At 63.7% G+C, this 24,846-nt stretch carries 30 protein-coding genes; 14 read left to right on the top strand and 16 right to left on the bottom strand.

The genetic code is table 11. The features are described 5' to 3' along the window. Position 1 precedes the first annotated feature (1 nt). Positions 2-238, bottom strand: coding sequence for a hypothetical protein (locus AC0L3J_RS34740; RefSeq protein ID WP_473350074.1), 237 nt, complete (start codon positions 236-238; stop codon positions 2-4). 98 nt (positions 239-336) lie between these two features. Beyond that, entirely contained in the window at positions 337-1,293 is a 957-nt protein-coding gene (locus AC0L3J_RS34735) for an AraC-like ligand-binding domain-containing protein (protein WP_473350073.1), read from the bottom strand. A gap of 196 nt (positions 1,294-1,489) precedes the next feature. On the opposite strand from AC0L3J_RS34735, the gene AC0L3J_RS34730 reads away from it, so the two are divergent. Then, positions 1,490-2,506 carry a carbon-nitrogen hydrolase family protein gene (locus tag AC0L3J_RS34730; protein ID WP_473350072.1) on the top strand — a complete coding sequence of 339 codons (1,017 nt, stop codon included), beginning with the start codon at positions 1,490-1,492 and terminating at the stop codon, positions 2,504-2,506. A 27-nt stretch (positions 2,507-2,533) separates the two neighbouring features. Further along, entirely contained in the window at positions 2,534-3,574 is a 1,041-nt protein-coding gene (locus tag AC0L3J_RS34725; protein ID WP_473350071.1) for a phenylacetaldoxime dehydratase family protein, read from the top strand. A 4-nt stretch (positions 3,575-3,578) separates the two neighbouring features. On the opposite strand, the gene AC0L3J_RS34720 is transcribed toward AC0L3J_RS34725, so the two are convergent. Further along, positions 3,579-4,217: an HAD family hydrolase gene (locus AC0L3J_RS34720; protein WP_473350070.1), complete on the bottom strand. Its 639-nt coding sequence runs from the start codon at positions 4,215-4,217 to the stop codon at positions 3,579-3,581. A gap of 605 nt (positions 4,218-4,822) precedes the next feature. Here AC0L3J_RS34720 and AC0L3J_RS34715 point away from each other — a divergent pair. Continuing rightward, positions 4,823-5,023, top strand: coding sequence for a hypothetical protein (locus tag AC0L3J_RS34715; protein WP_106944186.1), 201 nt, complete (start codon positions 4,823-4,825; stop codon positions 5,021-5,023). Between the two features lie 54 nt (positions 5,024-5,077). On the opposite strand, the gene AC0L3J_RS34710 is transcribed toward AC0L3J_RS34715, so the two are convergent. Further along, a complete protein-coding gene (locus tag AC0L3J_RS34710; RefSeq protein WP_473350088.1) occupies positions 5,078-6,118 on the bottom strand; it encodes a TRAP transporter substrate-binding protein in 1,041 nt (346 codons plus the stop codon). Between the two features lie 114 nt (positions 6,119-6,232). On the opposite strand from AC0L3J_RS34710, the gene AC0L3J_RS34705 reads away from it, so the two are divergent. From AC0L3J_RS34705 to tsaA, 4 genes are all read left to right on the top strand, one after another. After that, positions 6,233-7,180, top strand: coding sequence for a transglycosylase SLT domain-containing protein (locus AC0L3J_RS34705; protein ID WP_473350087.1), 948 nt, complete (start codon positions 6,233-6,235; stop codon positions 7,178-7,180). 105 nt (positions 7,181-7,285) lie between these two features. Beyond that, positions 7,286-8,026 carry an AzlC family ABC transporter permease gene (locus AC0L3J_RS34700; RefSeq protein ID WP_473350069.1) on the top strand — a complete coding sequence of 247 codons (741 nt, stop codon included), beginning with the start codon at positions 7,286-7,288 and terminating at the stop codon, positions 8,024-8,026. Beyond that, positions 8,023-8,373: an AzlD domain-containing protein gene (locus AC0L3J_RS34695; protein WP_007603256.1), complete on the top strand. Its 351-nt coding sequence runs from the start codon at positions 8,023-8,025 to the stop codon at positions 8,371-8,373. The genes AC0L3J_RS34700 and AC0L3J_RS34695 overlap by 4 nt, the downstream gene beginning before the upstream one ends. Before the next feature lie 31 nt (positions 8,374-8,404). Then, positions 8,405-8,896: a tRNA (N6-threonylcarbamoyladenosine(37)-N6)-methyltransferase TrmO gene (tsaA, locus tag AC0L3J_RS34690; protein ID WP_473350068.1), complete on the top strand. Its 492-nt coding sequence runs from the start codon at positions 8,405-8,407 to the stop codon at positions 8,894-8,896. Between the two features lie 92 nt (positions 8,897-8,988). Here the strand turns inward: tsaA and AC0L3J_RS34685 are convergent, their stop codons facing one another. The 4 genes from AC0L3J_RS34685 to AC0L3J_RS34670 are packed head-to-tail and all read right to left on the bottom strand — an operon-like array spanning position 8,989 to position 11,985. Beyond that, the gene (locus AC0L3J_RS34685; RefSeq protein WP_473350067.1) at positions 8,989-9,417 is read right to left on the bottom strand and encodes an HIT domain-containing protein; all 429 of its coding nucleotides are present in this window, start codon (positions 9,415-9,417) and stop codon (positions 8,989-8,991) included. A gap of 52 nt (positions 9,418-9,469) precedes the next feature. Next, positions 9,470-10,711, bottom strand: a complete 1,242-nt coding sequence (locus tag AC0L3J_RS34680; protein WP_473350066.1) for a GNAT family N-acetyltransferase — start codon at positions 10,709-10,711, stop codon at positions 9,470-9,472. Between the two features lie 54 nt (positions 10,712-10,765). Next, on the bottom strand, positions 10,766-11,512 hold the full coding sequence (locus AC0L3J_RS34675; RefSeq protein ID WP_473350065.1) for a glycerophosphodiester phosphodiesterase: 747 nt from the start codon (positions 11,510-11,512) through the stop codon (positions 10,766-10,768). Between the two features lie 5 nt (positions 11,513-11,517). Next, on the bottom strand, positions 11,518-11,985 hold the full coding sequence (locus AC0L3J_RS34670; RefSeq protein WP_007603263.1) for a RidA family protein: 468 nt from the start codon (positions 11,983-11,985) through the stop codon (positions 11,518-11,520). A gap of 235 nt (positions 11,986-12,220) precedes the next feature. Here AC0L3J_RS34670 and AC0L3J_RS34665 point away from each other — a divergent pair, with 235 nt between their 5' ends. Both AC0L3J_RS34665 and AC0L3J_RS34660 read left to right on the top strand, forming a co-directional pair. Further along, complete coding sequence (locus tag AC0L3J_RS34665) at positions 12,221-13,066, top strand: cell envelope integrity EipB family protein (protein WP_473350064.1); 846 nt, start codon at positions 12,221-12,223, stop codon at positions 13,064-13,066. A gap of 66 nt (positions 13,067-13,132) precedes the next feature. Next, positions 13,133-13,534: a RidA family protein gene (locus AC0L3J_RS34660; RefSeq protein ID WP_085351382.1), complete on the top strand. Its 402-nt coding sequence runs from the start codon at positions 13,133-13,135 to the stop codon at positions 13,532-13,534. Positions 13,535-13,575: 41 nt separating this feature from the next. Here the strand turns inward: AC0L3J_RS34660 and AC0L3J_RS34655 are convergent, their stop codons facing one another. The 3 genes from AC0L3J_RS34655 to AC0L3J_RS34645 are packed head-to-tail and all read right to left on the bottom strand — an operon-like array spanning position 13,576 to position 15,580. Further along, positions 13,576-13,983, bottom strand: coding sequence for an ACT domain-containing protein (locus AC0L3J_RS34655; protein ID WP_473350063.1), 408 nt, complete (start codon positions 13,981-13,983; stop codon positions 13,576-13,578). Next, on the bottom strand, positions 13,983-15,272 hold the full coding sequence (locus AC0L3J_RS34650) for a DNA polymerase IV (protein ID WP_473350062.1): 1,290 nt from the start codon (positions 15,270-15,272) through the stop codon (positions 13,983-13,985). The genes AC0L3J_RS34655 and AC0L3J_RS34650 overlap by 1 nt, the downstream gene beginning before the upstream one ends. Further along, positions 15,269-15,580, bottom strand: a complete 312-nt coding sequence (locus tag AC0L3J_RS34645) for a DUF3572 domain-containing protein (protein WP_456769577.1) — start codon at positions 15,578-15,580, stop codon at positions 15,269-15,271. The genes AC0L3J_RS34650 and AC0L3J_RS34645 overlap by 4 nt, the downstream gene beginning before the upstream one ends. Positions 15,581-15,846: 266 nt before the next feature. Between AC0L3J_RS34645 and AC0L3J_RS34640 the strand changes: the two genes are divergently transcribed. After that, positions 15,847-16,212, top strand: a complete 366-nt coding sequence (locus AC0L3J_RS34640) for a response regulator (RefSeq protein ID WP_007603272.1) — start codon at positions 15,847-15,849, stop codon at positions 16,210-16,212. Positions 16,213-16,226: 14 nt separating this feature from the next. Then, a complete protein-coding gene (locus AC0L3J_RS34635; protein ID WP_018455158.1) occupies positions 16,227-17,600 on the top strand; it encodes a PleD family two-component system response regulator in 1,374 nt (457 codons plus the stop codon). Positions 17,601-17,852: 252 nt separating this feature from the next. On the opposite strand, the gene AC0L3J_RS34630 is transcribed toward AC0L3J_RS34635, so the two are convergent. From AC0L3J_RS34630 to AC0L3J_RS34615, 4 genes are all read right to left on the bottom strand, one after another. Continuing rightward, complete coding sequence (locus AC0L3J_RS34630; RefSeq protein ID WP_473350061.1) at positions 17,853-18,275, bottom strand: hypothetical protein; 423 nt, start codon at positions 18,273-18,275, stop codon at positions 17,853-17,855. Positions 18,276-18,383: 108 nt separating this feature from the next. Next, positions 18,384-18,983: a hypothetical protein gene (locus tag AC0L3J_RS34625; RefSeq protein WP_473350060.1), complete on the bottom strand. Its 600-nt coding sequence runs from the start codon at positions 18,981-18,983 to the stop codon at positions 18,384-18,386. 240 nt (positions 18,984-19,223) lie between these two features. Then, on the bottom strand, positions 19,224-19,601 hold the full coding sequence (locus AC0L3J_RS34620) for a response regulator (RefSeq protein ID WP_027518408.1): 378 nt from the start codon (positions 19,599-19,601) through the stop codon (positions 19,224-19,226). A 240-nt stretch (positions 19,602-19,841) separates the two neighbouring features. Then, positions 19,842-20,450, bottom strand: coding sequence for a TetR/AcrR family transcriptional regulator (locus AC0L3J_RS34615; protein WP_473350059.1), 609 nt, complete (start codon positions 20,448-20,450; stop codon positions 19,842-19,844). A gap of 130 nt (positions 20,451-20,580) precedes the next feature. Between AC0L3J_RS34615 and AC0L3J_RS34610 the strand changes: the two genes are divergently transcribed. Both AC0L3J_RS34610 and AC0L3J_RS34605 read left to right on the top strand, forming a co-directional pair. Next, on the top strand, positions 20,581-21,819 hold the full coding sequence (locus AC0L3J_RS34610) for an MFS transporter (RefSeq protein WP_473350058.1): 1,239 nt from the start codon (positions 20,581-20,583) through the stop codon (positions 21,817-21,819). A 344-nt stretch (positions 21,820-22,163) separates the two neighbouring features. Then, complete coding sequence (locus AC0L3J_RS34605; RefSeq protein WP_473350057.1) at positions 22,164-22,352, top strand: hypothetical protein; 189 nt, start codon at positions 22,164-22,166, stop codon at positions 22,350-22,352. A 163-nt stretch (positions 22,353-22,515) separates the two neighbouring features. Here the strand turns inward: AC0L3J_RS34605 and AC0L3J_RS34600 are convergent, their stop codons facing one another. Next, a complete protein-coding gene (locus tag AC0L3J_RS34600; protein WP_473350056.1) occupies positions 22,516-23,829 on the bottom strand; it encodes a serine hydrolase domain-containing protein in 1,314 nt (437 codons plus the stop codon). 291 nt (positions 23,830-24,120) lie between these two features. Between AC0L3J_RS34600 and AC0L3J_RS34595 the strand changes: the two genes are divergently transcribed. After that, positions 24,121-24,528 (top strand): hypothetical protein, encoded by a 408-nt coding sequence (locus AC0L3J_RS34595; protein ID WP_473350055.1) that lies wholly within the window; start codon positions 24,121-24,123, stop codon positions 24,526-24,528. Positions 24,529-24,846: the final 318 nt, after the last annotated feature.

The following is a 24,846-nucleotide window of genomic DNA, read 5'->3' as shown; positions in this document are numbered from 1 at the left end:
CCTAGTCGTGCAGACGCATGTCATCGAATGCTGCGTCAGTCACGCGCGGGCCGGCCGTCGTCGTCGGAAGCCGAGCTGCGCTCCTCGTTGCCGGTGAGGGAAGGCAGGCGGCCTCGCTCTCGCGTGCCTGCCGTGGCAGGAGCGTCAGGCTCCAGCCCACCGCGACCAGCACCGCGAGCCGGATCGCGATCACGCCGAGCAAGACTTCCGATCCACTTACCGTGGCGTTGGTTTTCATGTGCCGAGCCTGGTCCCGGCGGCAGCGCCTGACAATCTGGAATTCACGAGCATCGCCTTCGCCTGAAGCGAAGGCTCAGGCCAATCGCTGCCCGGACGTCAATGCCGCGACTGGCTCTGCCTGAAGTCGCGCGGTGACATCCCGAAATGCTCGCGGAATACGCGGCCGAAATGCGAGAGGTCGTTGAAGCCCCAGGCGAAGGCGATCTCGCTGATGTGGCGGTGTGCGAGCACGGGGGAGGCGAAGTCGCGCCTGCATTGAGCGAGGCGCTCACCGAGGACGTAGCGCTGGAACGAGGTGTCCTCGTCGGCGAGGAGATCGTTGACGTAGCGGGACGAGATACCGAGCGCCGCTGCGGTCTCGGACAGCGAGAGGTCGGGATCGGCAAGATGAGCCCGGATATGCGCCTTCAGCCGGTAGAGCAGGGCGGAGCGATGGGTCGAGGAAGGCAGCGGCGTCTTGCCCAGCCGCTCACCCAGAGCCATTGCGAGCACATCGACGGCCTGTTCCGACAGAGCGGCGGCGTGGTGCGGATCGATCTGATCAGCGCTCTGGCAAAGCCGGTAGATGAAATCGTAGGCGATCCTCTGCAGCGGCGAGTCCGGTCCGAAAGCGCTGGCGGTAAGGGTTTCGGTCGCGCCGAGCCGGCGCTGCAGCATCTCGCGGGGCACCTTGAAGATGGTCTGCGTGAAGATGCCGTCGAATTTCAGCTCGTAGGGACGGGTGGTGTCATAGAGCGCAAACTCGCCCGGATGCACCACGGCCTCGCGGCCGTCCTGCACCACGGCGCCGGCGCCGCGATTACCGAGCGCGATCAGGATGAAATCCTGATCCGAGCGCGCGATGCGCGAGGGCGTGCGCAACACGTGCTGACGGTCGGAGCAGACCTCGGAGCATTCCGCCTTGCCCAGTGGCGCCCGGGTGACCGAGCCGCGAAAGGCGCTGCCAAGATCGGACCTGCAGTCGAGCCCGACGAAGACGTCACAGACGATATCCTGCCAGAGCGCAAGCCGACGGTGGCCTGGGCTGTCGTCCGTGGTGAACTGGATTGGCATCTGCAGAGCCTCCCTTTCACATCCCGCAACATCGCGTGTCGGCGCAGGTCCCCACTGACGGAGGCAAATCCCGTACCGGGCCGGCGATTCCGTCCGGTCGAGTTTTTGTTCCGCCGTGGTCGAGCGCCCGCCGCCCGGCTTGGGCAAATAGACTGCATCGGACCTGGCTTCCGATCAACCGGCAAGGGAGGTGGCAATGGGCATCGAACATCCGAAATACAAGGTCGCGGTGGTGCAGGCGGCGCCCGCCTGGCTCGATCTCGATGCCTCGATCGACAAGTCGATCGCCTTGATCAGGGAGGCCGCCGAGAAGGGCGCCAAGCTGATCGCCTTTCCGGAAGCCTTCATCCCCGGCTACCCCTGGCACATCTGGATGGATTCGCCGGCCTGGGCGATCGGCCGCGGCTTCGTGCAGCGCTATTTCGACAATTCCCTGTCCTACGACAGTCCGCAGGCCGAGCGGCTGCGTGATGCCGTGCGCAAGGCCAAGCTCACTGCCGTGCTCGGCCTGTCCGAGCGCGACGGCGGCAGTCTCTATCTGGCGCAATGGCTGATCGGGCCTGACGGCGAGACCATCGCAAAGCGCCGCAAGCTGCGGCCGACCCATGCCGAGCGCACCGTCTATGGTGAGGGCGACGGCAGCGATCTCGCCGTGCACGCGCGGCCCGACATCGGCCGCATCGGCGCACTGTGCTGCTGGGAGCATCTCCAGCCGCTGTCGAAATACGCGATGTATGCCCAGAACGAGCAGGTCCATGTCGCGGCCTGGCCGAGCTTTTCGCTCTACGATCCCTTCGCGCCGGCGCTCGGCGCCGAGGTGAATAACGCCGCCTCGCGCGTCTATGCTGTGGAGGGCTCCTGCTTCGTGCTTGCCCCTTGCGCAACGGTCTCGCAGGCGATGATCGACGAGCTCTGCGATCGGCCCGACAAGCACGCGCTGCTTCATGCCGGCGGTGGCTTCGCTGCGATCTATGGTCCCGACGGCAGCCAGATCGGCGATAAGCTCGCGCCGGACCAGGAGGGCCTCTTGATCGCCGAGATTGATCTTGGCGCCATCGGCGTCGCCAAGAATGCCGCTGATCCAGCCGGGCACTATTCGCGCCCCGACGTCACGCGGCTCCTGCTCAACAAGAAGCGATACCAGCGCGTCGAGCAGTTTGCGCTGCCGGTCGACACTGTTGAGCCCACGGACATTGCCGCGGCGGCGAGCTGATCGCCGGAATTGAGGGGAGGCACGCTCATGGAATCCGCAATTCCTCTGCATCTCGATACCCCACGCACGCGCCACAAGCGCGTGCCGGACGATTACCAACCGCCATACCCGTCCTTCGTGGCGCGCTATAAGCCTGCCGTGAACCGCGTCGTGATGGCCTATTTCGGCCTGCAATGTCGCGGCACGGCGCCGGCGGCTGCGACGGATGCGCTCGCCGACATCGCGGCGCGGTTTGCCGCGGAAGGCGGGCCCTCGCATTGGGATCGCGCCCAATTTGTTGATCAGACCGGCTATGAGAACGTCGTCTCGGTGGCCTATTGGGACGACATTGCGCGGTTCGACAAATGGTTTGCACCGGCGCGCGAGGCCTGGACCGGAACGCAGCGCGAGGGCATCGGCACCTTCATCGAGGTGCTGCGCCCCATTGTGGCACGGCACGAGACGTTGTTTTCCTCGCTCGACCGGCCCGAGGGCGTCGCCGCTATCGCCAGCGGCATGAGCGGCGAGGTGCAGGAGCACGCCTATTGGGGCGGCATGCGTGACCGCATCCCGCTGTCGCAGACCGATCCGATGTCGCCGGGCGGCAATCCCGAATTGATCCGCGACGGCGCGCGGCTGCGCGTGCAGGCGCACGACAATCTCTGCCTGATTCGATCAGGCCAGGATTGGAGCGATACCGAGACCTCGGAGCGAAAGCTCTATCTCGACGACGTCGAACCGGTGTTGCGCGAGGGCATGGATTTCCTGCGCGATGACGGTCTCGGCATCGGCTGCTACGCCAACCGTTACATGCGCGTCCTTGCAGCCGGTGGGGACGCGAGTGAAAAGTCCTACGGTCAAAGCTGGTGGAAGAGCCTGGCAGCGCTGGAGCGGTGGGCGGAATCGCATCCGACCCATGTCAAGATATTCGGCGCCGCAATGAAGTACCTGTCGACGCTTGGCCCCTCGGCAAAACTGCGGCTCTACCACGAGGTCACCGTGGCGGCTGCCGACGAGCAGTTCTTCGAATATCTGAACTGTCACGCCAGGGCCGGCATGCTGGCGGCGGTGGAGACCGTCAGCGCTTGATCGGCTAGATCACGCAATGACCGAGCAGCTCGGGATGCGCGGCGCAGATGTGATGCGCGCCGGCGTCCCGCAGCTCGGCCTCGCTGCCGTAGCCATAGAGCACGCCGATCGCGGTCATGCCGTTGGTGCGGGCGCCGATCACGTCATGGCTGCGGTCGCCGATCATGATCGCGCTGGCGGGATCGACCCTGGCTTCGTGGAGCGCGTAGCGCAGCAGGTCGCGCTTGTCGACGCGCGTGCCGTCGAGCTCGGAGCCGAACACGCGTTCGAAATACGGTTTCAGGCCGAAATGCTCGACGATGCGGGTGGCGTAGACCGCGGGCTTGCTGGTCGCCACGAACATGCGCGGTGTTGTCGCGGCCAGCGTTGTCAGCGTGTCCACGATACCGGCATAGGCTTCATTCTCGAACAGGCCGACATCGCTGAAGCGCTCGCGATAGAGCAGCAGCGCCCGGTCGGCGAGTTCCGCGCTGCCCGTGAGCTTTTGCAGGCTGGCATGCAGCGGCGGGCCGATGCACCAGGTCAGCTCGTCCTCGCTCGGCACCGCGACGTTCAGCCGCCCCAGGGCGTACTGGATCGAGCGCGTGATTCCGGGCTTCGGGTCGGTCAGCGTGCCGTCGAGATCGAAATAGATCGTCACCATGTTGCCGCGCCTGTGTTGCTACCGCCGTCTATGCCAGACCTAAACGACGCCGCGGACCAAGGCAAACGCGCAACCATTGCCACGCCGAAAATCGCCTTCCTGATACGGCGGATTCCTTAAAGCTCGCTATTTGCGGGAGGGAAGCGTAGAGTCGCGCCATCACCGCCTTCCATTGGCATCGACCGGTGACTGAGGGTCACCAGCGCTCCCGCCGACTGAGCAGGAGCGTGCATGACTCGATTTCGTCTGGTCGACTGGATCCGCCGAAGAGCGGTTCTTGTCGCATTGATGCTTGGCACATTGATACTTGGCCCACTGTCGCAAGGCGCTGTCGCGGCAGGACCGGACTGCCGCGCGATCGAAAGCACGAGCGGACGTCTGGCCTGCTACGATGCTGCGTTTCCTCCGAAGGAAAAAAAGCCCGCTGCTGCGGAGAACGATGGGTCCCGTGCCGCTTACAAGGACCCGTTCGTGGCGGAAGAGGCCAGAACGGCAGCGAAGCTGAAGAACATCTGCCGCGGCTGTTGAGGGTTGCTCGTTCGCCGCGTTCTCGTTGATCGGCGAACCCGGACGAGAGATCGAGACAATTTTGCAGGAGAGGCCGGATGAGCGAGCGACTTGAAACTCTGAAGAAGGCCCGTGATCGCATGATCGAGGACAGGGACGCGCATGCGAAAGTGCTGGCCGCTCCCTTTGTGCGCGACACGGCCGAGCGTGCGCGCAACAAGTTTATCGAGATCCAGGCGCTGATCGATGCCCTCGACCGCGCCATCCGGGGCGAAATCCCGGTTCCGGTCAAGAACTAGGGCGGTAGCAGCGATACCGGCGGGACGTTGATTGCGGATTCCGTTACCGCTCCCTCATTGCTGTCTCGCCCATTCGACGATGGCGATCGCCTCCGCGCCCGCCCGGGTTTCCCAGGCGGTGATCGCGTTCGTTGCTGCCTTCCGCAACTCTGTGACAAGGAACGCTGGCGCCGGCTCGGCGATATGGACGCCATTGTCGCGCATGCGCGCATAGTTCTCGATGGTGCGGTGGGTCAGTAGCGCGAGTTGGCTCTGTTCTGTCTCGGCCGCCGCGGCCAGCACCTCGCGCTGCATCGGCTCGGACAGTTCGGCAAAGGCGTCGCTGCGGACGAAGGCGATCGAGATTGGCATCGCGTAGTTGATGGCCGTAAAATGCGGCAGGAAGTCCCACAATTTGCGCCCCGCGCCGCCGTCGCCGGAGGTGAGGAAGGCATTCAGCCGGTGTTCCCTCAGTCCGGCGAGCGCCGCGTCCATCGGCAGGAATTGCGCGTTCGCGCCAGCCGCGCGCATGACCTCGGTGGAGTTGGCATCGTAGGTTCGCAAGTTCAGTTTCGGCAGGTCGTCGGCGCCTTCGAGCGGCCGCTCCGACCAGAGGCCCGTGGCCGGCCAAATCGTCACATACAGCAGCTTGAGGCCGCGCGCCGCGAGCGCCTTCTCATAGAGCGGACGCGCCCGCAGATTGGTGGCGCGGGCGAGATCCACCGATTGCACCAGGAAGGGCAGGGTGGACAGTCCGAGCACGGGATCGAGGCCCGAGAGCGCGCCCGCGAAGGCATCGCCGCCCGCGATCCGGCCGTCCAGCGCCGCGCGCGGCATCTCGCCCGAGTTGATCTTGAGCTGGTTGTCGAAGGCGTTGGTCACGGTCACGAAACCGTGGGTACGGTCGGAGACGCGGCTGGCGAAAGTCGAGAGTCCAATCCCGGAGATGTTATTCTCAGGGTATTCCGTGGTCATCCGCCAATTGACTTGAGACGCGTCCCGAGACGCCACCTGAGCGGCGGCTGGCGCGACGCTCAGGGTGAGCGCGGCGAGGACAAGGATCGCTTGGATCCGTTTGGCGGGGTAACGCATTGGGAGAAGCAGGTCAGGCAGCATATATTGGCAACTCGTCGAACCATGGCACGATGCCACAACATGGCAGATCACACTGTCGCATGCCGCGCCGAGGCGCGCCACCGCCATGCCCGCACGCGATGGGTGCAGATTGCGATGTGCATCATCCCCGCGCTGCTTGTCTCGGCGACACGGGCCGCGGCGGGGGACGGTTCGCCCGCCAAGACCGATGTCGCTGTCCCCAGCGTCGAAGAGCTCGCGACGCCGCCGGCGAAGCCCGCGGATGCGCGCGAGAGCGACACGCGGGAATCGATCTGCCTGATCGTCGAGGCCGCAGCGCGCGATGCCAATCTGCCGCTGGAGTTCTTCGCCCGCGTGATCTGGCAGGAGAGCCGCTTCCAGGCCGATGCGGTGGGGCCCATGACGCGCAGCGGCGAACACGCGCAGGGGATCGCGCAGTTCATGCCGGGCACCGCGAGCGAGCGCGGGCTGCTCAATCCCTTCAATCCGGTGCAGGCGCTGCCGAAGTCGGCGGAATTCCTGAACGAGCTGCGCAACCAGTTCGGCAATCTCGGGCTGGCGGCGGCCGCCTACAATGCCGGGCCGCGCCGGGTGCAGGAATGGCTCGCCGGTACCGGCGGCATGCCGGAGCAGACCCGCAATTACGTTCTTGCCATCACTGGCACGAGCGTCGATGCCTGGGCCAAGGCAGGCGCGACCGGCAAGGGGCCGCCGAGCGCGCCGCCGACAAGCTGCCGCGATCTGATGGCTCTGTTGAAGCGCGCGCCGAATGCTTTCGTCGCCGAGCTCGAGCAGCATGTGGAGCTTGCGGCTGCAAAGATCTGGGGCGTCCAGCTCGCCGCGGGCTTTGACCGCAACCGGGCTTTGGCGATGTATTCCCGCGCGGTCACGCGGCTGAGCGCCGTTATCGGCGAACGTGATCCGAGCCTGCTGAGCTCAGTGATGCGCAGCCGTGGCACGCGCGCCTTCTACCAGGTGCGCATCGGCGCCGATACGCGGAGCGAGGCGGATGAACTCTGCGGTCGCATCCGCAAGGCTGGCGGGGCATGCTTCGTGCTGAAGAATCGCGGTGTGAGCGGATAGGGCATCTGTCCCAGCGTGCATGCCAGCCCCGCCGCGCGCTTCCTTGACGCGAGGCGCCGCATTGCCCGTTATGCGGGCACGATTCCTCACCCGGCCAAGACTCCCGTGGCGCTTCCTCCGCTCGATTCACCTCAATGGCAAAGTCCCTGGCGCGCCTTTGCGTGGGGACTGCGCTCGATCACGCAGACGATCCTCACCTTCGTGCTGTTCGCGACCTATCTCGGCATTGGCGCGCTCGCCCATGACACCCATTTCAGCTTGCTATGGGCGCTCTGCTCGACGCTGTTCGTCTGGGCGGGGCCGGCGCAGATCATCCTGATCACCACGCTCGGCTCCGGCGCGACGATCATCCAGTCGGCGATCGCAGTCACGGTGAGCGCCGTCCGCCTGTTTCCGATGGTGGTCTCGGTGCTGCCCTTGATGCGCACGCCGACGACGAAACGGCGCGAGCTGTTTTTCGCGGCGCATCTCACCGCGGTAACACTGTGGGTCGAATGCCATCGCTTCCTGCCGCAGGTACCGCGTGAGCGCCGGATCGCCTTTGTCAACGGACTTGGCTTCGGTCTCGTCTCGGTGTGTCTCACCGCCAACACGATCGGCTATTTCCTTGCCGCGAATCTGACACAGACGCTTGGCGCCGCGATCCTGCTGCTGACGCCGCTGTCCTTCCTGTTCTCGACCGCACGCAACAGTCGCGAGGTCGCCGATGTCGTCGCACTCGCGCTCGGGGTTCTGCTTTATCCGCTGGCCGCGAAGATAAACTCCGGCCTCGACATCCTCGTCAGCGGCCTCGTGGCCGGCACGATTGCCTATGGCGTGCATTGGTGGCGGGAGGTGCGCGCATGAGCTTTGCGCAGCTCATTGGCGACTGGCACGCGCTGGCGGTGCTGTTCGTCGCCGGCGTTGTTCCCAACCAGATATGGCGCATGCTCGGCCTGTGGTTTGGCGGCGGCATCGACGAGGGCTCCGAGCTTCTGGTCTGGGTACGGGCGGTCGCCACCGCGATCCTGGCCGGCGTCATCGCCCAGATCGTGGTCGAGCCGCCCGGGGCGCTTGCGAGCGTGCCGGACGCCTTGCGCTACGGTGCGGTCGGCGCCGGCCTGGTCGTCTTCCTATTGACCCGCCGCTCGATCTTCGCGGGCGTGGTCGCGGGCGAAGTCTTCATGCTGGCCGGCAAGTGGTGGTTGGGCTAAAACCGCCGGCGAATAGCAGGGAATTGGAAATATGGTTCGCGAAAACGAGCTCCGCGAGGGTGAAGTCTCCATCGAGCTGCCGCCGACGCAGGATGCCGGCCTCGTCTTCATCGGGCGCATCCGCACGCCCTGGAACTCGCGGATGGAGACCCCGCGCCAAGGCCGGCATGACGGCCCGATATGCCGCCTCGAGATCTTCGAGCCGTTCGTGCCGGCGATCAAGGGCGTCGACTTCTACAGCAATCTCGAAGTGCTCTACTGGCTCGACAAGTCGCGCCGCGACATTGTCCTGCAAAGCCCGAAGAACAACGAGAAGACTCGCGGCACGTTTTCGCTGCGCTCGCCGGTACGCCCCAATCCGATTGGCACGTCGATCGTGAAGCTCGTCGGTATCGAGGGCAACGCGATTCTGGTGCGCGGGCTCGATTGTCTCGATAACACGCCGCTGATCGACATCAAGCCGGATCGTTGCGAGTTCACGCCGCTGGCCGCGCCGCAGCCGGGGGATTTCCAGACGGAGTGAGAGGCTGCCATCGTAGCCCACATGGAGCGCAGCGGAATGCGGGAACGATCCCGGATTGCGCTTCGCTCCATCCGGGCTACGGCAGCTGAGACTCAGCCCGCCTTCAACGCCGCGATCAGCTTGGTCGCGTTCTCTTCCAGCACCTTGACGTCTTCCTTGCGGCTGGCGGGCGGAAGCATCGCCACGCCGTCGTGGCGGGGCATCACGTGCATGTGGAGATGAAACACCAACTGTCCGCCGGCGGCCTCGTTGAACTGCTGCACAGTGATGCCGTCGGCCTTGAATGCCGTCATCGCCGCGGCTGCGATCTTGTGCGCGCCGCGGGCGACATGGGCGTAGTCATCCGGCTTGATGTCGAGGATGTTGCGGGCAGGGGCTTTTGGAATGATCAGGGTGTGGCCCGGTACCCGCGGCATGATGTCGAGGAAGGCGAGCACGTGTTCATCCTCGTAAACCTTGTGGCAGGAGAATTCGCCGCGCAGGATCTTTGCGAAGATGTTGTTGGGGTCGTAGGCGGTCATGGCGGCGGCTCCCTGGAATTTTGCGCTTACTGTCACCAGCCGCAGTGTACCGTCAAGGCGCCTCGTCGGCGCCTTTGCGGAACGGGCCGAGCTCGGCCAGCTCCCGTCCGGCTTCTGCGACATAGGCGCGCTCGCGCTTGAGGTAATCGTCGATGGCACGGCGCAAGCCCGGATCGGCGATGAAGTGAGCGGAGTGGGTGGTTCGCGGAAGGTAGCCGCGTGCGATCTTGTGCTCGCCCTGCGCACCGGCCTCGACATTCCCCAGGCCGCGTTTGATGGCAAAGTCGATCGCCTGATAATAACAGACCTCGAAATGCAGAAAGGGATGATGCTCGACCGCACCCCAGTTGCGGCCGAACAGCGTGTCCGAGCCGATGAAGTTGATGGCGCCCGCGATCCAGCGATCGTTGCGACGGGCCATCACCAGCAGTACGTCATCGCTCATGGTCTCGCCGATCAGCGAAAAGAATTCCCGGGTCAGATAAGGCCGGCCCCATTTGCGTGAGCCGGTCTCCATGTAGAATTGAAAGAAGGCGTCCCAGGCATCTTCGGTGATGTCCTTGCCCGTGAGGCAGTGGATGGTGATTCCGGCTGCCAGCGCATCGCGCCGCTCGCGCTTGATCGATTTGCGGTGGCGGGAGTTCAGCGTCGCCAGGAAATCGTCGAAACTCGCAAAACCTTCGTTGTGCCAGTGGAACTGCTGGTCGGTGCGCTGGAGGAAGCCGTGCTCGGCCAGCAGCTTCCACTCCGCCTCGCGGGCAAAGGTGACGTGGACCGAGGAAGCCTTGCTGACGCCGCACAGCGCCACCAGCCCGCTCGCCAGTGCCTCCGTGATACGCGCGTGGTCGACGCCGTCGCGGACCAGAAGCCGCGGTCCCGTGGCCGGCGTGAAGGGAACCGAAACCTGCAGCTTCGGATAGTAGCGCCCGCCTGCGCGCTCATAGGCATCAGCCCAGCCGCGGTCGAAGACATATTCGCCTTGCGAGTGCGATTTCAGATAGCAGGGCACGACGCCGGCGACGCGGCCGTCGATCTTGGCCACGAGATGCCGCGGCCCCCAGCCGGTACGGATCGTGGCCGAACCTGATTTCTCAACGGCCGATAAAAACGCGTGGGAGACGAAGGGGTTATAGGCAGGCTTTGAGAGGCCGAGAGAATCGCCTGGAAGGCCGGATGCGGTTCCCCTGTCATGCCCGTTGCAAGACTTGCCGGGATTGGCGCAGGCGTCCCAGTCGTCCGGCGATACTTCGCCAATGGAAGGTACGGCCTCAAGGGTTATTTCGGATGGTGCCATCGGGCCCAAGATCGTGCATTGCAGCAGCGACTTCAAGAGTGGGAAACATCAAGCCTACGGTACGAAGCCTTCGAAGATCATCTGATCCGCATGTTGCGCGACCCGCGCCTGCTGCTCGGTCGTGCGCACGGTCCAGCCCAGTAGAGCGCAGCCGAACACATTGCGGGCGATCCAGGGGGCGGGGGCGGGCAGGTCGTCGACCCTGAAGGCGACGAACTGCGGCCGGGTCTGGAAGCCGTGGCGCAGGTACAGCATGCTATCGCGCTGTTCCTGGGTCAGGTAAGCCCAGTATTCGTCCCCATAGCTCCGCTGGGCGACGATGCCGCGCGGGCGGGAGGGCAGCAGCTCCCGCAACGCCAGCACCTGGTCCGGGTCGAAGGACATGCCGACGGCGGGGCCGTCATAGGACGCCAGGACCTCGGCCATCCGCTTCACCAGCTTGCGGTCGCCGTCAAAATGACTCTTGACCTCGATCACCAGCGGCACGCGGCCGCCAACAAGGGCGCAGAGGTCGCTGAGCGACATCATCCGCTCGGCCGTGTCCTTGAACGTGAGCGCCTTCAGTTCAGTGGCGGTTTTCTCGACCAGCGGGCCGGTGGCCTCGGTCAGGCGGCCGAGCGCATGGTCGTGATGCACCATGGCCTCGCCGTCGGCGGAGAGCTGGATGTCGACCTCGATCGAGAAATTGCCCGCAATCGCAGCCTGCACCGCGCCCGGCATGTTCTCGACGATGCCGCGGGAAATGTCGTGCAGGCCGCGATGGGCGACCGGGCGGGCTGTCAGCCAATCAGGAGCGCGCATTCGCCTCAGGCGACCTCGAACACGCCTTCGACCTCGACCGCCGCATCCGCGGGCAGGGAGGCGACGCCGACGGTGGTGCGGGCATGACGGCCCTTGTCACCGAAGGCGGCGACCATCAGGTCGGAGGCGCCATTGAGGACCTTCGGCCCGTCCAGGAAGTCCGGCGCCGAGTTGATGAAGCCGCCGAGGCGCACCACGCGCACGACCTTGTCGAGGTCGCCAAGCGCCGCCTTGACCTGGGCCAGCAGGTTGACGGCGCAGCCGCGGGCGGCCGCCGCGCCCTCTTCGATGGTCACGCCGGCGCCGAGCTTGCCCTTGGCGATCAGCTTGCCGGCCGGATCGAAGCAGACCTGCCCCGAGACGAACAGCAGATTACCGGTGCGCACGAACGGGACGTAATTGGCCACGGGGGTGGGGGCCTCGTGCAGCTTGATGCCTTGTTCCGCCAGCTTCTGCTCGACCGTGCCCGCCATGTCCGACCTCGTTGTCCAAAAATCCATCAGCCCCGGCGCATCCGATGCAGCCCGGGGCGGGCCCTGTTTCGCCCATCGTGCCGCCACATGCAAGCAACCCTCGGGGTGGGATTTTGTTGAGGCAGGGCAGGAGGTTCAACGCAAAGGCCGCAACTTTAAGTGAAACGGCCTCAGTTGCGACGCAATGGAACGTTCATTAAAATGTCGAATCTGCGCTTTCCCCAAGGGACCAGACATGCTGCACCTTTTCCGGACTTCGCTCGGTGTGACGGCGCTCGCGGCGGCCGCTCTCGCCCCCGGAGGCGGGGCGCTGGCCGCGAACGGTCCGTTCCTCGCGCACCAGGCGCTCTATGATTTGAGCCTGGTGAAATCGCGCTCCAATTCGATCAACAGCGCGCGCGGCCGCATCCTCTACAATTTCACCGGAAGTTCGTGCGAGGGCTACACGTCCGAATTCCGCCAGGTCTCCGAGCTCGACAGCGGGGAGGGCAAGGTCACGCTCAGCGACCTCCGCTCCAATTCCTGGGAGGACGCCGGCGGTAAAAGCTACCGCTTCAAGATCGAGACGCGGATGAACGAGGCTGACGCCGGCCGGGTCGACGGTTCGGCGGAGCGCGACGGCGACCACATCAATGTCAAGCTGAAGCTGCCGGCGCCGAAGAGCTTTACGCTCGACGGCAAGATCGTGTTTCCGACCGAACAGATCCAGCGCATCATTGCCGCCGCAAAGGACGGCAAGTCGCTGCTTGAGCTCTCCGTCTATGACGGCTCTGACGATGGCCAGAAGGTCTACAACACGCTGACCGTGATCGGTCAGCCGATCCCGGCCGAGCGCGAAGGTTCGCCCGATCCCTCAACATCCGATGAGCACATGAAGTCGCTCAAGCGCTGGCCCGTCACCGTCAGCTATTTCGACCGTGAGGCCCAGCAGAAGGAAGGCGAGCAGACGCCGGTCTACGCGATGGCGTTCGAGCTCTACGAGAACGGCGTCTCGCGCCAGCTTGTGCTCGATTACAATGATTTTGTGATTTCGGGCGCGATGGGCAAGTTCGACGCGAAGGACAGCAAGCCCTGCAATTGAGGGCTGGCCTGCAACGCGGTCTCTGGCTACGCTCCCTCCCAACCACAAACATCCGGGAGGCCAGACATGCCCAAGCTCGATCATCTCCGTCCCAGCGGCCTGCATCATAATCCCGCCTATTCGCATGTCGTCACTGCCACGGGGGCGCGGACGATCTACATCTCCGGCCAGGTATCGGTAGACGAGGAGGGGCGGATCGTCGGCGAAGGCGACATCGCGGCCCAGACCACGCAGGTGATGCAGAATCTCGGGCACGCGCTGAAAGCAGCCGGCGCGAGCTACGCCAACATCGTCAAGATCACGACCTTCGTCGTGAACTACAAACCGGAGCTGCGCCCGATCATCGGCAAGGCCCGCTCGGCCTTCTTCGAAGGCATGGAGCCGCCGGCGAGCACGCTCGTCGGCGTCTCGGCGCTCGCCGCGCCGGAATGGATGATCGAGATCGAGGCGGTGGCGGTCGCGGATTGAGATCTTTCCCGTTGCCCGGATTGCGCTGCGCTCCATCCGGGCTACGAGTGCGTAGCCTTGGACATCTCCTGCAGAAGAACCATCGCGTCGTCCGCCCTGTCAGCCGGCACAAACAGATGATCGTGGTGGAACGCCGACACGGCGTTCACGCTGATCCCGGCTGCGGCGAGACGTGCCGTGATCGCCGCCAGAAAGCCCACCGCATCGAGTGCGGAGTGAACCGTCAGCGTGATCAGGCACGATACGAATGCGTAGCGTAGTCCCGCCGCTTCGGCCTGTTCGCGCGGGATCACCAGCGTCGTTCCTTCCTGCTCGCGGAACGTCAGCAAGGGGCTGAGCGCCGCGGGAATCGACTGGCCTGTCGGGATCGTGCAGAACACGAAGATGCCTGGCCGCAGATCCGGCTTCATGTGTCTCAGCAGTGCGTCGAGATCGCGTTCGCCTGTCATCACTCCTGCGCCTTTTCCGGCCCCTCGTAGGCGATGCCGCGGATCACTGCGGCGCTGCCGAATTTCTTACGCAAGCTGTCCACCGCGCGCTCGGCGTGGGCGGCACGGCGGTCGAGCATGTCGGTGTCGTCGGCGACCGAACCCTCGCGCAATGCGCTGACGCCGGCGCCCATCAGGCGGAAGGCGGTGCCGTCGATCTCTTTCGCCAGCATCTCGCAGCAGATCGAAAAGATCTTTGCGGCAAGCTGCGTCGGGGCCGTGATCGACTGCGAGCGCGTGCGTTGGCGGAAATCGGCGGTCTTCAGCTTCAGCGTGACGGTCGAGCCGGCGAGCTCGCTGCTCTTGAGGCGAGACGACGTCTTCTCACACAGCCGCCACAGAATCTTCTCCAGCGTCGCGAAATCCCGGATGTCGGTCTCAAACGTCGTCTCGCTCGAAATCGTCTTGGCGCCCCGATCGGGTTCGACGCGGCGGTCGTCGATGCCGCGCGCGAGCCGCCACAGCCTGCGGCCGTCGCTCGGAAAATGCCGCATCATCTCGATCTCGTCGGCCTTCTGCAGGTCGGCGATGATGCGGAAGCCGCGCTGCACCAGACGCTCCTGCGTTGCGGGTCCAACGCCGAAAATGAAACCGACCGGTTTGTCGGCCAGCATCTCGCGCGCTTCCTCCTGGTCGAGCGCGGCAAACCCGCGCGGCTTGTCGAGGTCGGAGGCGATCTTCGCCAGGAACTTGTTGCAGGAGAGGCCGACCGAGACACTGATGCCGATGTCGCGCTCGATGTTGCGTGCGAACCGCGCCAGCACCTTGGCCGGGATCATGCCGTGCACCCGCTCGGTGCCGGAGAGATCGAGGAAGGCCTCGTCGATCGAGAGCGGCTCGACCAGCGGCGTCAGCGCCTGCATGGCCTGGCGCACCTCGCGCCCGACCCGGACATATTTCGTCATGTTCGGCGGGATCACGGCCGCATGCGGGCAGGCTTCCAGCGCCTTATACATCGGCATGGCCGAGCGCACGCCGTAGGTGCGCGCGATGTAGCAGGCCGCCGACACCACCCCGCGCTTGCCCCCGCCGATGATGACGGGTTTGTCGGCGATGTCGGGATTGTCGCGCTTCTCGACGGTCGCGTAGAAGGCGTCGCAGTCGATATGAGCGATGGTCAGGCTTGCGAGTGCGCGGTGGCGGGCGAGGCGGGGGGAACCGCAGGCGGAACAGCGCCGCACGCCCATATCCAGATCGGCCGAACAATCCCGGCAGAAGCAGCGGGGGCCGGCCGTCTCCCGGGAGGTCACGGCACGTCGCGCTCCCAATTGGGGTCGCCGAGCGCGTCGCCGAGAACCTGCCGCGCTGCGGCAACGTTGGTCGGATGCAGTTCCGCAGTGCTGGCAAAGGCCTTCACGGTGGCGTCATCGCGCATTACGAAATCGAGCACGCTGAGCAGGAAATTGGGGTCCGAGGCGGCCTTGCGCAGCATCTCCGGGCCGACCCCTGTCTCGGCCAGGAACAGGCCCAGCCGCTCGGGCTCGCCCGCGACGAAAGACAGCGCCTGAAGCGCAACGATTTCAGCGACTTCGCGCGGGTTGTGAACAGGCTTTTTCACGTGGCCGGTTTGCCTTTCCGTTAACTTTAGGTGTCTACTTTGGGGTCACCATGCCCGAGTCTCGTTCCCAAGTCTCTTGCCCAAGTCTGTTGCCAAGTCTTGCGACCCCCGACAAGCAACTGGAAACCACATCGCAGAAAGTTGGCCCTCGGGTTTAACGAAACTCAAGCGAATTCGAGGCTAGTTTGAATCCAGTTTTCGAAGCGCCGGCGACCGGCGCCTGAGGCGTCACATGCATCGGTCTGCGGACCAATCAGGAGGGCGGGATGGCTAAGACCGTCCTGATCGTGGAAGACAACGAGCTCAACATGAAGCTCTTCCGCGACCTGTTGGAGGCGCACGGCTACCAGACCACCGGCACCAGCAACGGCTACGAGGCGCTCGACCTCGTTCGCAAGATGCGGCCCGACCTCGTGCTGATGGATATCCAATTGCCGCAGGTCTCGGGCCTGGAGGTGACGCGCTGGATCAAGGACGATCCGGAGCTGCGCAGCATTCCCGTCGTCGCCGTCACGGCGTTCGCGATGAAGGGCGACGAAGAGCGCATCCGCGAGGGCGGCTGCGAGGCCTATTTGTCCAAGCCGATCTCGGTCGGCAAATTCATTGAGACGGTCCGACGTTTCATCGGATAGGAAGTGAGTTCACAGTGTCCGCGCGTATTCTCGTCGTCGACGACGTCCCTGCCAACGTCAAGCTGCTCGAAGCCCGCCTGTCCGCCGAATATTTCGACGTGATGACCGCCGCGAACGGCACCGAGGCGCTGGCGATCTGCGCCCGCGCCGAATGCGACATCATCCTGCTCGACGTCATGATGCCGGACATGGACGGTTTCGAGGTCTGCCGCCGCCTCAAGACCGATCCGGCCACGCACCACATTCCCGTCGTGATGGTCACCGCGCTCGACAGCCCGTCCGATCGCAACCGCGGGCTGGAAGCCGGCGCCGACGATTTTCTGACAAAGCCCGTCTCCGACGTCGTGCTGATCGCGCGCGTGCGCTCGCTGACGCGGCTGAAGATGATGACCGACGAGCTGCGCATGCGCGCCATCACCTCGCTCGAGATCGGCATGCAGGCGCCCGAGCGCAGTGCAATCTCCGACACCGGCAAGGGCGGCCGCATCCTGCTGGTCGACGACCGCCAGTCCTCCTATGAGCGGCTGGCGACGATCCTCGCCGCCGAGCACACCATCGACGTCGAGCCGAATCCGACGGAGGCGCTGTTCCACGCCGCCGAGGGCAATTACGATCTGCTGATCGTCTCGCTCGACCTCAACAATTTCGACGGCCTCAGGCTGTGCAGCCAGGCGCGCTCGCTGGAGCGCACGCGGCATGTACCGATCCTGGCGATCGCCGACCCCGAGAACGCGACGCGGCTGCTGCGTGGGCTCGAGATCGGCGTCAACGACTATCTGCTGCGTCCCATCGACAAGATCGAGCTCTTGGCGCGCGCCCGCACCCAGATCCGCCGCCGCCGCTACACCGACCATCTGCGCGACAACGTGCAGAACTCGATCGAGATGGCGATCACCGACGCGCTCACCGGGCTGCACAATCGCCGCTACATGGAGAGCCATCTCGCGACGCTGGCCGAGCAGGCCGCGACCCGCGGCAAGCCGCTGGCGCTGATGATCCTGGACATCGACTACTTCAAGTCGATCAACGACAATTACGGCCACGACGCCGGCGACGACGTGCTGCGCGAATTCGCCGTGCGGGTGCGCAAGTCGATCCGCGGCATCGACCTTGCCTGCCGCTACGGCGGCGAGGAATTCGTCATCGTGATGCCGGAGACCGATCTCCACGTCGCCGGCATGGTCGCCGAGCGCCTGCGCCGCTCGATCGCCGGCGAGCCCTTTGCGATCCATAAAGGCACCAAGCGCATCGAGGTCACGATCTCGATCGGCCTGACCACGCTGGAGCAGAAGGGCGAGGCGGTTGGCGACGTCCTCAAGCGTGCCGACACCGCGCTGTACCGCGCCAAGCACGACGGCCGCAATCGCGTGGTGTCGCACGCGGCGTGAGGCCGATTGCACAGGCCGGCGCAAAAAAAAAAAGCGCGAAAACAACCCCATGCACAGTAGCCGACACTAGTCGGATCAATAGCTTACGCGGTGGCAAAACGGCTGATGCAGACAGCAATGCCGTTTGACTCGTCGGGCAAAACAGGAGCATCCTGCTAGCATCCCGATCATCCCACGAACTCCGCCGTCATTCCCCGCGCAGGCGGGGAATCAAGCACGCCACGGCGGACCAGCGGGCGTCCACCCTTCAAGTCAGGGAGGATACGGCTCCGACCATTCTGCCTTGGCCAGGGCCGCGCCCGTGCTGGACTTTGCGATGATCTCGTAAGTGTACAGGCCGGAATTGCAGGGGCCCCAGGTTCGTAAGCTCTCCGGCTTCACGATGTTGTCTGAAGGAAATGGGATCTCCTGGCCGCCCATCTCGTAGTTCTTCTCTCTGCGAAACTTGACGACGATCGTGCGCGTGCCGGGCGGAACACTTTTCATCTTGATTTCGGGATTTGGAAAGACGGTGGTGCAGGGCCGGGGAGGTCCAAAGGTGAATTGGATCTTCATCTCGTCGGCCCAGGCCGGGGTGCAGATGATCAGAAATGAAATTGGCAGCAACGACGAAAACCTAATCATGGGCGCGCCCCAAAAAGAAACCAGTGTATCGGCAGGGCCGCCTGATTCCAAGTTTACTCCATGTCTCGCCCTCGCAGCCCTATGCCTCGTCCACTCCCTTCGGGACGTCACAGAAAAGGCCCGCCGTAGCGGGCCCTGTGGAGATGGAGAAAGTCCGGGTCACTTCTGATCGACGTTGCTGGTCCCCGAGCCGGGCGTGCCGATCGGCAAACCGTTCGCCGCATGACCGACGCCAACGCCGGGCGCACTGACGGCTCCTGGAGTTTGATCCTGCGGAAGCGTCTTGGTCCCCGTTCTTGCTTGCTCCGCGGGGCTCATCTGGCCCTTGTTGTCGCTGTTGGCACCGTTGGTGGCCGTGATGCCGGACCTGTCGGTCCCGTTTGGCGTGCCCGTCTGTGTCGACCCGGACGCGGTGTTGCCCGTGCCCGAGCTGCTTGGTGCGGCCGGTGTGCTCGCGGTGTTGCCGTTCGGCGTCGGGGGCTGAACGTTCGGATTGGTTGGAGAGTTGTTGGTGTGAGCGCCGGTTGAGGTTGCGTTTGTGCCCATGCCGGATGGGGCCGAGGGACCTCCATTGGCGGCACCAGACGTGCCAGTGCCTGCACCTGAGCTCGCGGATGATCCGGACGCGCCGCCGCTCGCCGCCGCGCCACCCGCGCCTCCGCCGGCACCACCACCACCACCACCGCCGCCTTGTGCGAAGACGGGCGCGGCAACAGCGAAGGACAGTGCGGCTGTAAGAAGAAGCGTTTTTCGATTCATGACCTTCTCCAGTGTAAAGAAGGTCAACTACGCCGAAATGACGATGGTTCCTTTTCCTCCACTCGCTTCAGGAGTTCAGCTTCTAGCGGAGCTTCCTGATCAATTCGCGGACGTTCGCGGCATACTCTTCGATGGTTCTCATCCCTCTCGCGGACTTTCACTTCTGGCTCGGACGTCGGTGGATCATCGCTCATGCGTCACCCCAGCTTTCCTCGGCAGCCGACTTTGATCAAGACTAGATCAATGCGAAGGTGGGACTTGGTTGAGCAGCTGCGATACTGCCGTAACGACCTGGGCGGGCGCGAAGGGCTTGCTCAGCAGAACGCTATTGGGCACGCCGTGAGAGGGCCACTGATCGGCTCCAGCGCCGGTCATATAGACCACCGGCATCTCTGGATTGATCTCTCGGGCTTGCTTTGCAACGTCCCAGCCGGTGAGCTTACCGGCCAAATGAACATCGGTGAGCAACGCGCGGTATTTGGTGGGGTCGCCTTTCAGCAGGGCAACCGCGTCCTCGCCTGATGAAACAATCTCGGTCTGAAATCCACCGTCTACGAGGGCCTCGCCCACCATCTCTTGGATGAGAGCTTCGTCCTCTACAATGAGGACTAGCAACAATTGGCTATCTTGCACCGGCCCCACCCTCTGTCGCGCACCATCGCGACAGTACAGATAAGTGTAAAAGTGCACAAAAGTTCCCGCATGGAAACCTGCGCCGCGTGCACTCCCTCAGCGATATCGGCGCGCTCTCTTGGAGAGGTCGAAGGTGAAGCATGGCAAACTGGGGTGGAGACTGCGGTACGTGCTCTCCCATCCGCCCTCTTGCGGCGAGCGGATCGCGTTGACCCTTCAGCTGCGTCAGGGATGCCGGGCCGACCGCTCGCCTCGCTTCACCGCAGCCTCGTCTCCCACGTCCACCCCCGCATTCCGCAACAACACCGTCGCCGCCTCCTTCGCGGCACGCGCCATTGCGGGGTCGTCGCGGACGAGGTCCTGGGCGATCGAGCCGTCGACCAGCAGCACGAGCTGCGTTGCGAGCGCCTCCGCGTTCGCAATGCCGAGCTCGTTCAGGCGGTCGCGAAACCAGATGCGGCGGCTTTCCTTGAAGGCGATGGCGATCTTCTTCACGGCGCGGTCGGCCGGGCCAAGCTCGGCGACCGCATTCACGAACGGGCAGCCGCGAAAGTCTTTGGCGGCGAAGCGGCGCTCCAGCGAATCGAAGGTGGCGAGGATCTGCTCCGCCGCGGGCTTGTCCGATGGGCGGGGCTGCACGAAGCGGCGCTCCAGATAGGCCGCGATCAGCGCGTCCTTGGAGGGGAAGTGGTTGTAGAGCGTGCGCTTGGAGATGCCGATCTCGGCCGCGATGGTGTCGACGCCGATGGCGCGAATGCCCTGCAGATAGAACAGCTTGTCGGCGGTCTCGAGGATCCGCTCTTTCATCGTCTGTGGGGCGGGCGGGGGAGCCATGCGGCGGTGAATGTCCTGTTCGCTTGACAGCGCGCGCTAACCATAGCCTAAGTACACAGGTCTGTGTAACCAAAATCAACTGATATTGCAGACGACGGCGCCCGCGCCGCGCCGATGAGGGAGAAGAAAAATGCCCCTGTTGCAGATCCTGCGCCCGACATTGCCCATCCTGATCGGCGCCTCGATCATGCTGACGCTGAGCATGGGGCTGCGGCAGAGCCTCGGCATCTTCATGCAGCCGCTGACCCACGACATCCATCTGTCGATCTCCGATTTCACGCTGGCGCTGGCCGTGCAGAACCTCGCCTGGGGCTTTCTCCAGCCGCTCGCAGGCGCGATGACCACGCGCTACGGCTTCCGTCCCATCATGATCGCAGGCTCGTTCATGTACATCGCGGGCCTGGTGCTGATGGCAACCGCGAACGGTCTCGTCGCCATCATGATCGGTGCCGGCGTGCTGATCGGCACCTCGCTCGCCTGCACCGCGGCTGCGATCGCGATGTCGGTGGCGGCGCGCGCGGTGCCCGCGACGGTGCGTTCCACCGTGCTCGGCATCGTCTCCGGCGCTGGCTCGCTCGGCGCGCTGCTGTCGGCGCCGATCGGGCAGATGCTCAACGAGGGCTTCGGCTGGCGCGTCGGGCTCGCCGGCTTCGTCGTGATGTCGGTGCTGATGATCCCGGCGGCCTGGTATGCCGGGCGCGTCGACGCTGTCCCGCTGCCGAAGCCCGCGACTGACGAGATCGTCGATGCCACGGCGATGATTGCAGCGAAGACCGCCTTCGGCAACGCGTCCTTCGTGGTGATGACCTGCGCCTATCTCGTCTGCGGCATGCAGCTCGTGTTCCTCACCACGCATCTGCCGTCCTATCTCGCGATCTGCGGCCTCGATCCGATGCTGAGCGCACAGACGCTCGGCATGATCGGCGGCTTCAACGTGCTCGGCTCGCTGTTCTTCGGCTGGGCCGGCCAGCGCTGGAACAAGCTCGCACTGCTCGGCGGCATCTACGTCTTCCGCTCACTCGCGCTGGCCTGGTACTTCATGCTGCCGGCGACGCCTGCCTCGACCTTGCTGTTCGGCGCGATCATGGGCTTCCTGTGGATGGGTGTCGGCCCGCTGGTCGCGGGCGCGGTGGCCGAGATGTTCGGCCTGCGCTGGCAGGCGATGATCCAGGGCCTCGCCTTCATGAGCCACCAGATCGGCAGCTTCCTCGGCGCGTATGGGGGAGGGGTGCTCTACGACGCGCTCGGCTCGTATACGATGGCCTGGCGCATCGGCGTCGCGCTGGGGCTGGCCGGCGGCATCATCCAGGTCGCCTTCGCGCTGATCCGACCATCGCAGCCGCCGGCGCCGGTGTTGCGGACGGCGTAGGCGAGGGCGCTCGTGAGCGCCCGCTAATTTACAGCGGACGGCGCGCTGCTTGGTCGTGATCGGCCGCTTCCGAGCCGGAGCGGACCTGGCGACCACCAAATTGTAACGCTATTGGTCGATGGTGACGTGAGCGGTTATCGATCAATACGAGCAGGACGTGCGGCCGCCCCGTCATCCGCGGTCTAGCTCGGAGGCAAGCTGTGAGTAAGGTCAAAACTCCACGGGAAAAGAAGCAACTGAGCTACACAAACGACTGACGAAACACCTACGGCGAAAATCAGAAGAGCAGTCGAAAGAACATTCCGCGCAGCAAGCAGCTCTCGCATCAGGATGAGCGGCGGGCGGTGAGCCAAGCCCTCATCGCTGCGCAGGGGGCCGTTGCGGACGAAGTTGCCGATGAATCCCAGTCGCAAGCATTGCGCAAAGGTCGAATGAAGAAGCTGAAGGCGTTTCGCAAATCACCGGATACGGCACTAGGCGAAGTGATCGAGCGACGGTTGCACAGGCGACAAACGAAGACGAGTGATGAATAATTGCCTGCGTGCGTCATCGCGGATGGACCACGTGCTTAACTAGGCATCTGTGTAAGCCAAAAGCCATTTCCGCTATCGGCCCACAGCCGACCTGCCGTGCCCATCCGCCCGAGGACCGCTTGTGACCCAAAGCGGTCAATGCCGACTTTGTTCCGAGCTACTGTCAGCCTAGCTGATCGACCAGTGCTGACCACAAGGCCCATGGCTCGTCTCGATGTACCGGGTCCTCAATTGCGGTGTGCACCATGATAATCTTGGAGGTCGGGTCAACGCAAATATACTGGCCTTTGAATCCTAACAACGCGAACTGCCGCCTCTCACCGGGAAACAGCCACAAAAGATAACCGTAACCAAATCTTTTCGTCGCCACGCCCGGTAGCAGATAGCCATCCGAAGCTCGACCGGTTGTCGCATCGATCATCCATTGCGTCGGAACGATCTGCTTGCCATTCCACGCGCCATCATGCGCCAGCAAACGCCCGAGCCGGGCGTAATCGCGCAGAACGGCATTGAAACCGAAGTGTCCCAGTTCAAATCCTTCTGCGTCTACCAACCAATTGGCATCCGCTTCCGCGCCGATCGGCTCCCATACTTTCTCGCGCAGATAGTCAGACGCTGACTTGTCAACAGCACTATGAAGCACCATGCCGAGCACGTCGGCTTCAATGCTGGCGTAGTAAAATCTCGTTCCCGCTGGGGCGATTCGCTGATTGAATTGCACGATGCTCTTAATCGTGCCCAACTTCGTGTCCGGGAACGCGATCCCCATACCGTTCCACAGGCGATTGAGGTCACGTCCTCCGTCTCTTGCTTCACCGAAATCCACGCCTGAGGACATGTGCAGCAGGTCGCGAATGGGCGTCCTGCCGTACTCGCTGCCCATAAAGCCCGGCACATAACCTTCGGGGATATCATTGACTGACTTGATCGCGCCCTCCGAGATGGCGATCCCGATCAACAGTCCGGTTATCGACTTGACCATCGACTGGGATACGAACCGATCTTGATCAGTTCGCGCGTACTGATAGCGCTCGAAGATAATCTGGTCGTCCTTCGCGATCAGCAGGCCAGTGACCGGATTGCGCGACATGTAGTCGAGGGGCGAAAGCTTGCTTCCCTGAAAATTGTAGTAAACTTCTGCCTTCGAGCACTTGAACTTCCAAGGCGTCACAGCACGCTTGATGAGCCGTGTTGGATAGATCTTATCGATATGAGTGAATGCGCCGACACGGTATTTTGGCTCCCAAGGGTCGCCTTGCCTCCGCGCCTCCATAATGTCGGGAAGGGGATAACCATCTTTGGCTCCGTACAGCTCGGCGTTTGGACCTGTAGTGGAGAAAATCGGTCCGGCGCAGTCTTGCGTCTCGCCCGCGGAAGCTGGTTCTGCGGTCGCGGAGATGGGGCCGGCCAATGCACAGGCGACTGTAGCAGCCAGCGATGAAACAGCCTCACGACGGGAATATTGCTGCTCCGGCATATAAATCCCCGAGGGCTCCCAATAGTAGAGACCAAATTGAGTGGCAACTTCAAGGAGTATGCCTCTAGTTGGCCCCTAGCTGACCTGCCACCCGCAGTTGGTCCAGGACCGCTTGTGACCCAAAGCTGTCTTCTTTGCACGGGATCCTCACAAGCCCGGGCAAGACCGCACATGTCCGATGCCGGATTGCTTATTTGTGCCAGAAACGACGCTTGTAGCGCCGGGGATTGTAAGATTTAGGTTCGGCTATCTTGGGCAGATGCCAGGCGCGGCAGAGATTTGAGGGATCGCATGGCCAAGTTTATCGGGCTGATGATCATTGCCAGCTTCCCCTTGCTCGTCCTGAACCTCACTGGATTTTGCTATCTCCAGATGCGGTATCTCTCCAATCAAGAGCTGTTCGAGGCTGCTATCTCCCATGAAGCCTACAGGATCGGCGACTACTTGCCCAAAGACACGCCGAGATCCTACTTAGCAACCCATCCAAATTGCTGCTCGATACCAGGCTTTCAACCGAGCAACTCATCTCTTGATGCCTTGCTCGGATACAAAATCCGCTATGTCCGTGTCGTGTACAGAATGCCTCAGGCCGAGATCGACAAGAACCCAAAAGAACCCTTCTATGAGGCGTTCGTCGAGACCTCATCGTGCGGAAAGACTTTCCATGCCATAGGAATGAGCCGGGACACTCCAGACTGACGGTACCCGGGGCATGTCTGCTGTTGGCCCATTAGCGAAGTGGCGGCGGCGTTCCACGAGGTCCGCTCACCGAGGCATGCCGGACCAGATTTGCTCAGGTTGAGTTCTTCGCATTGTGACCCAATAGCTGACCTTCGGCCCACATACTGAAAATTCAGCATGCGTGACGCTTTTGGTTGACTGAAGGGCTGGATGCAACCAAGTGGACCAGATGCGATTTGCCCCTTTGCGCCTCGGCGCCTTAGCCCTCCTTGCGCTCTGTCTCGCAGGATGCGGGAAAAGCGAGAGCTATCGTTACAAGCTGACTGTGGAGGTCAA

The sequence above is a fragment of the Bradyrhizobium sp. Kon37 genome, from assembly GCF_055807535.1.
This window is presented reverse-complemented; position numbering and strand designations above follow the sequence as displayed.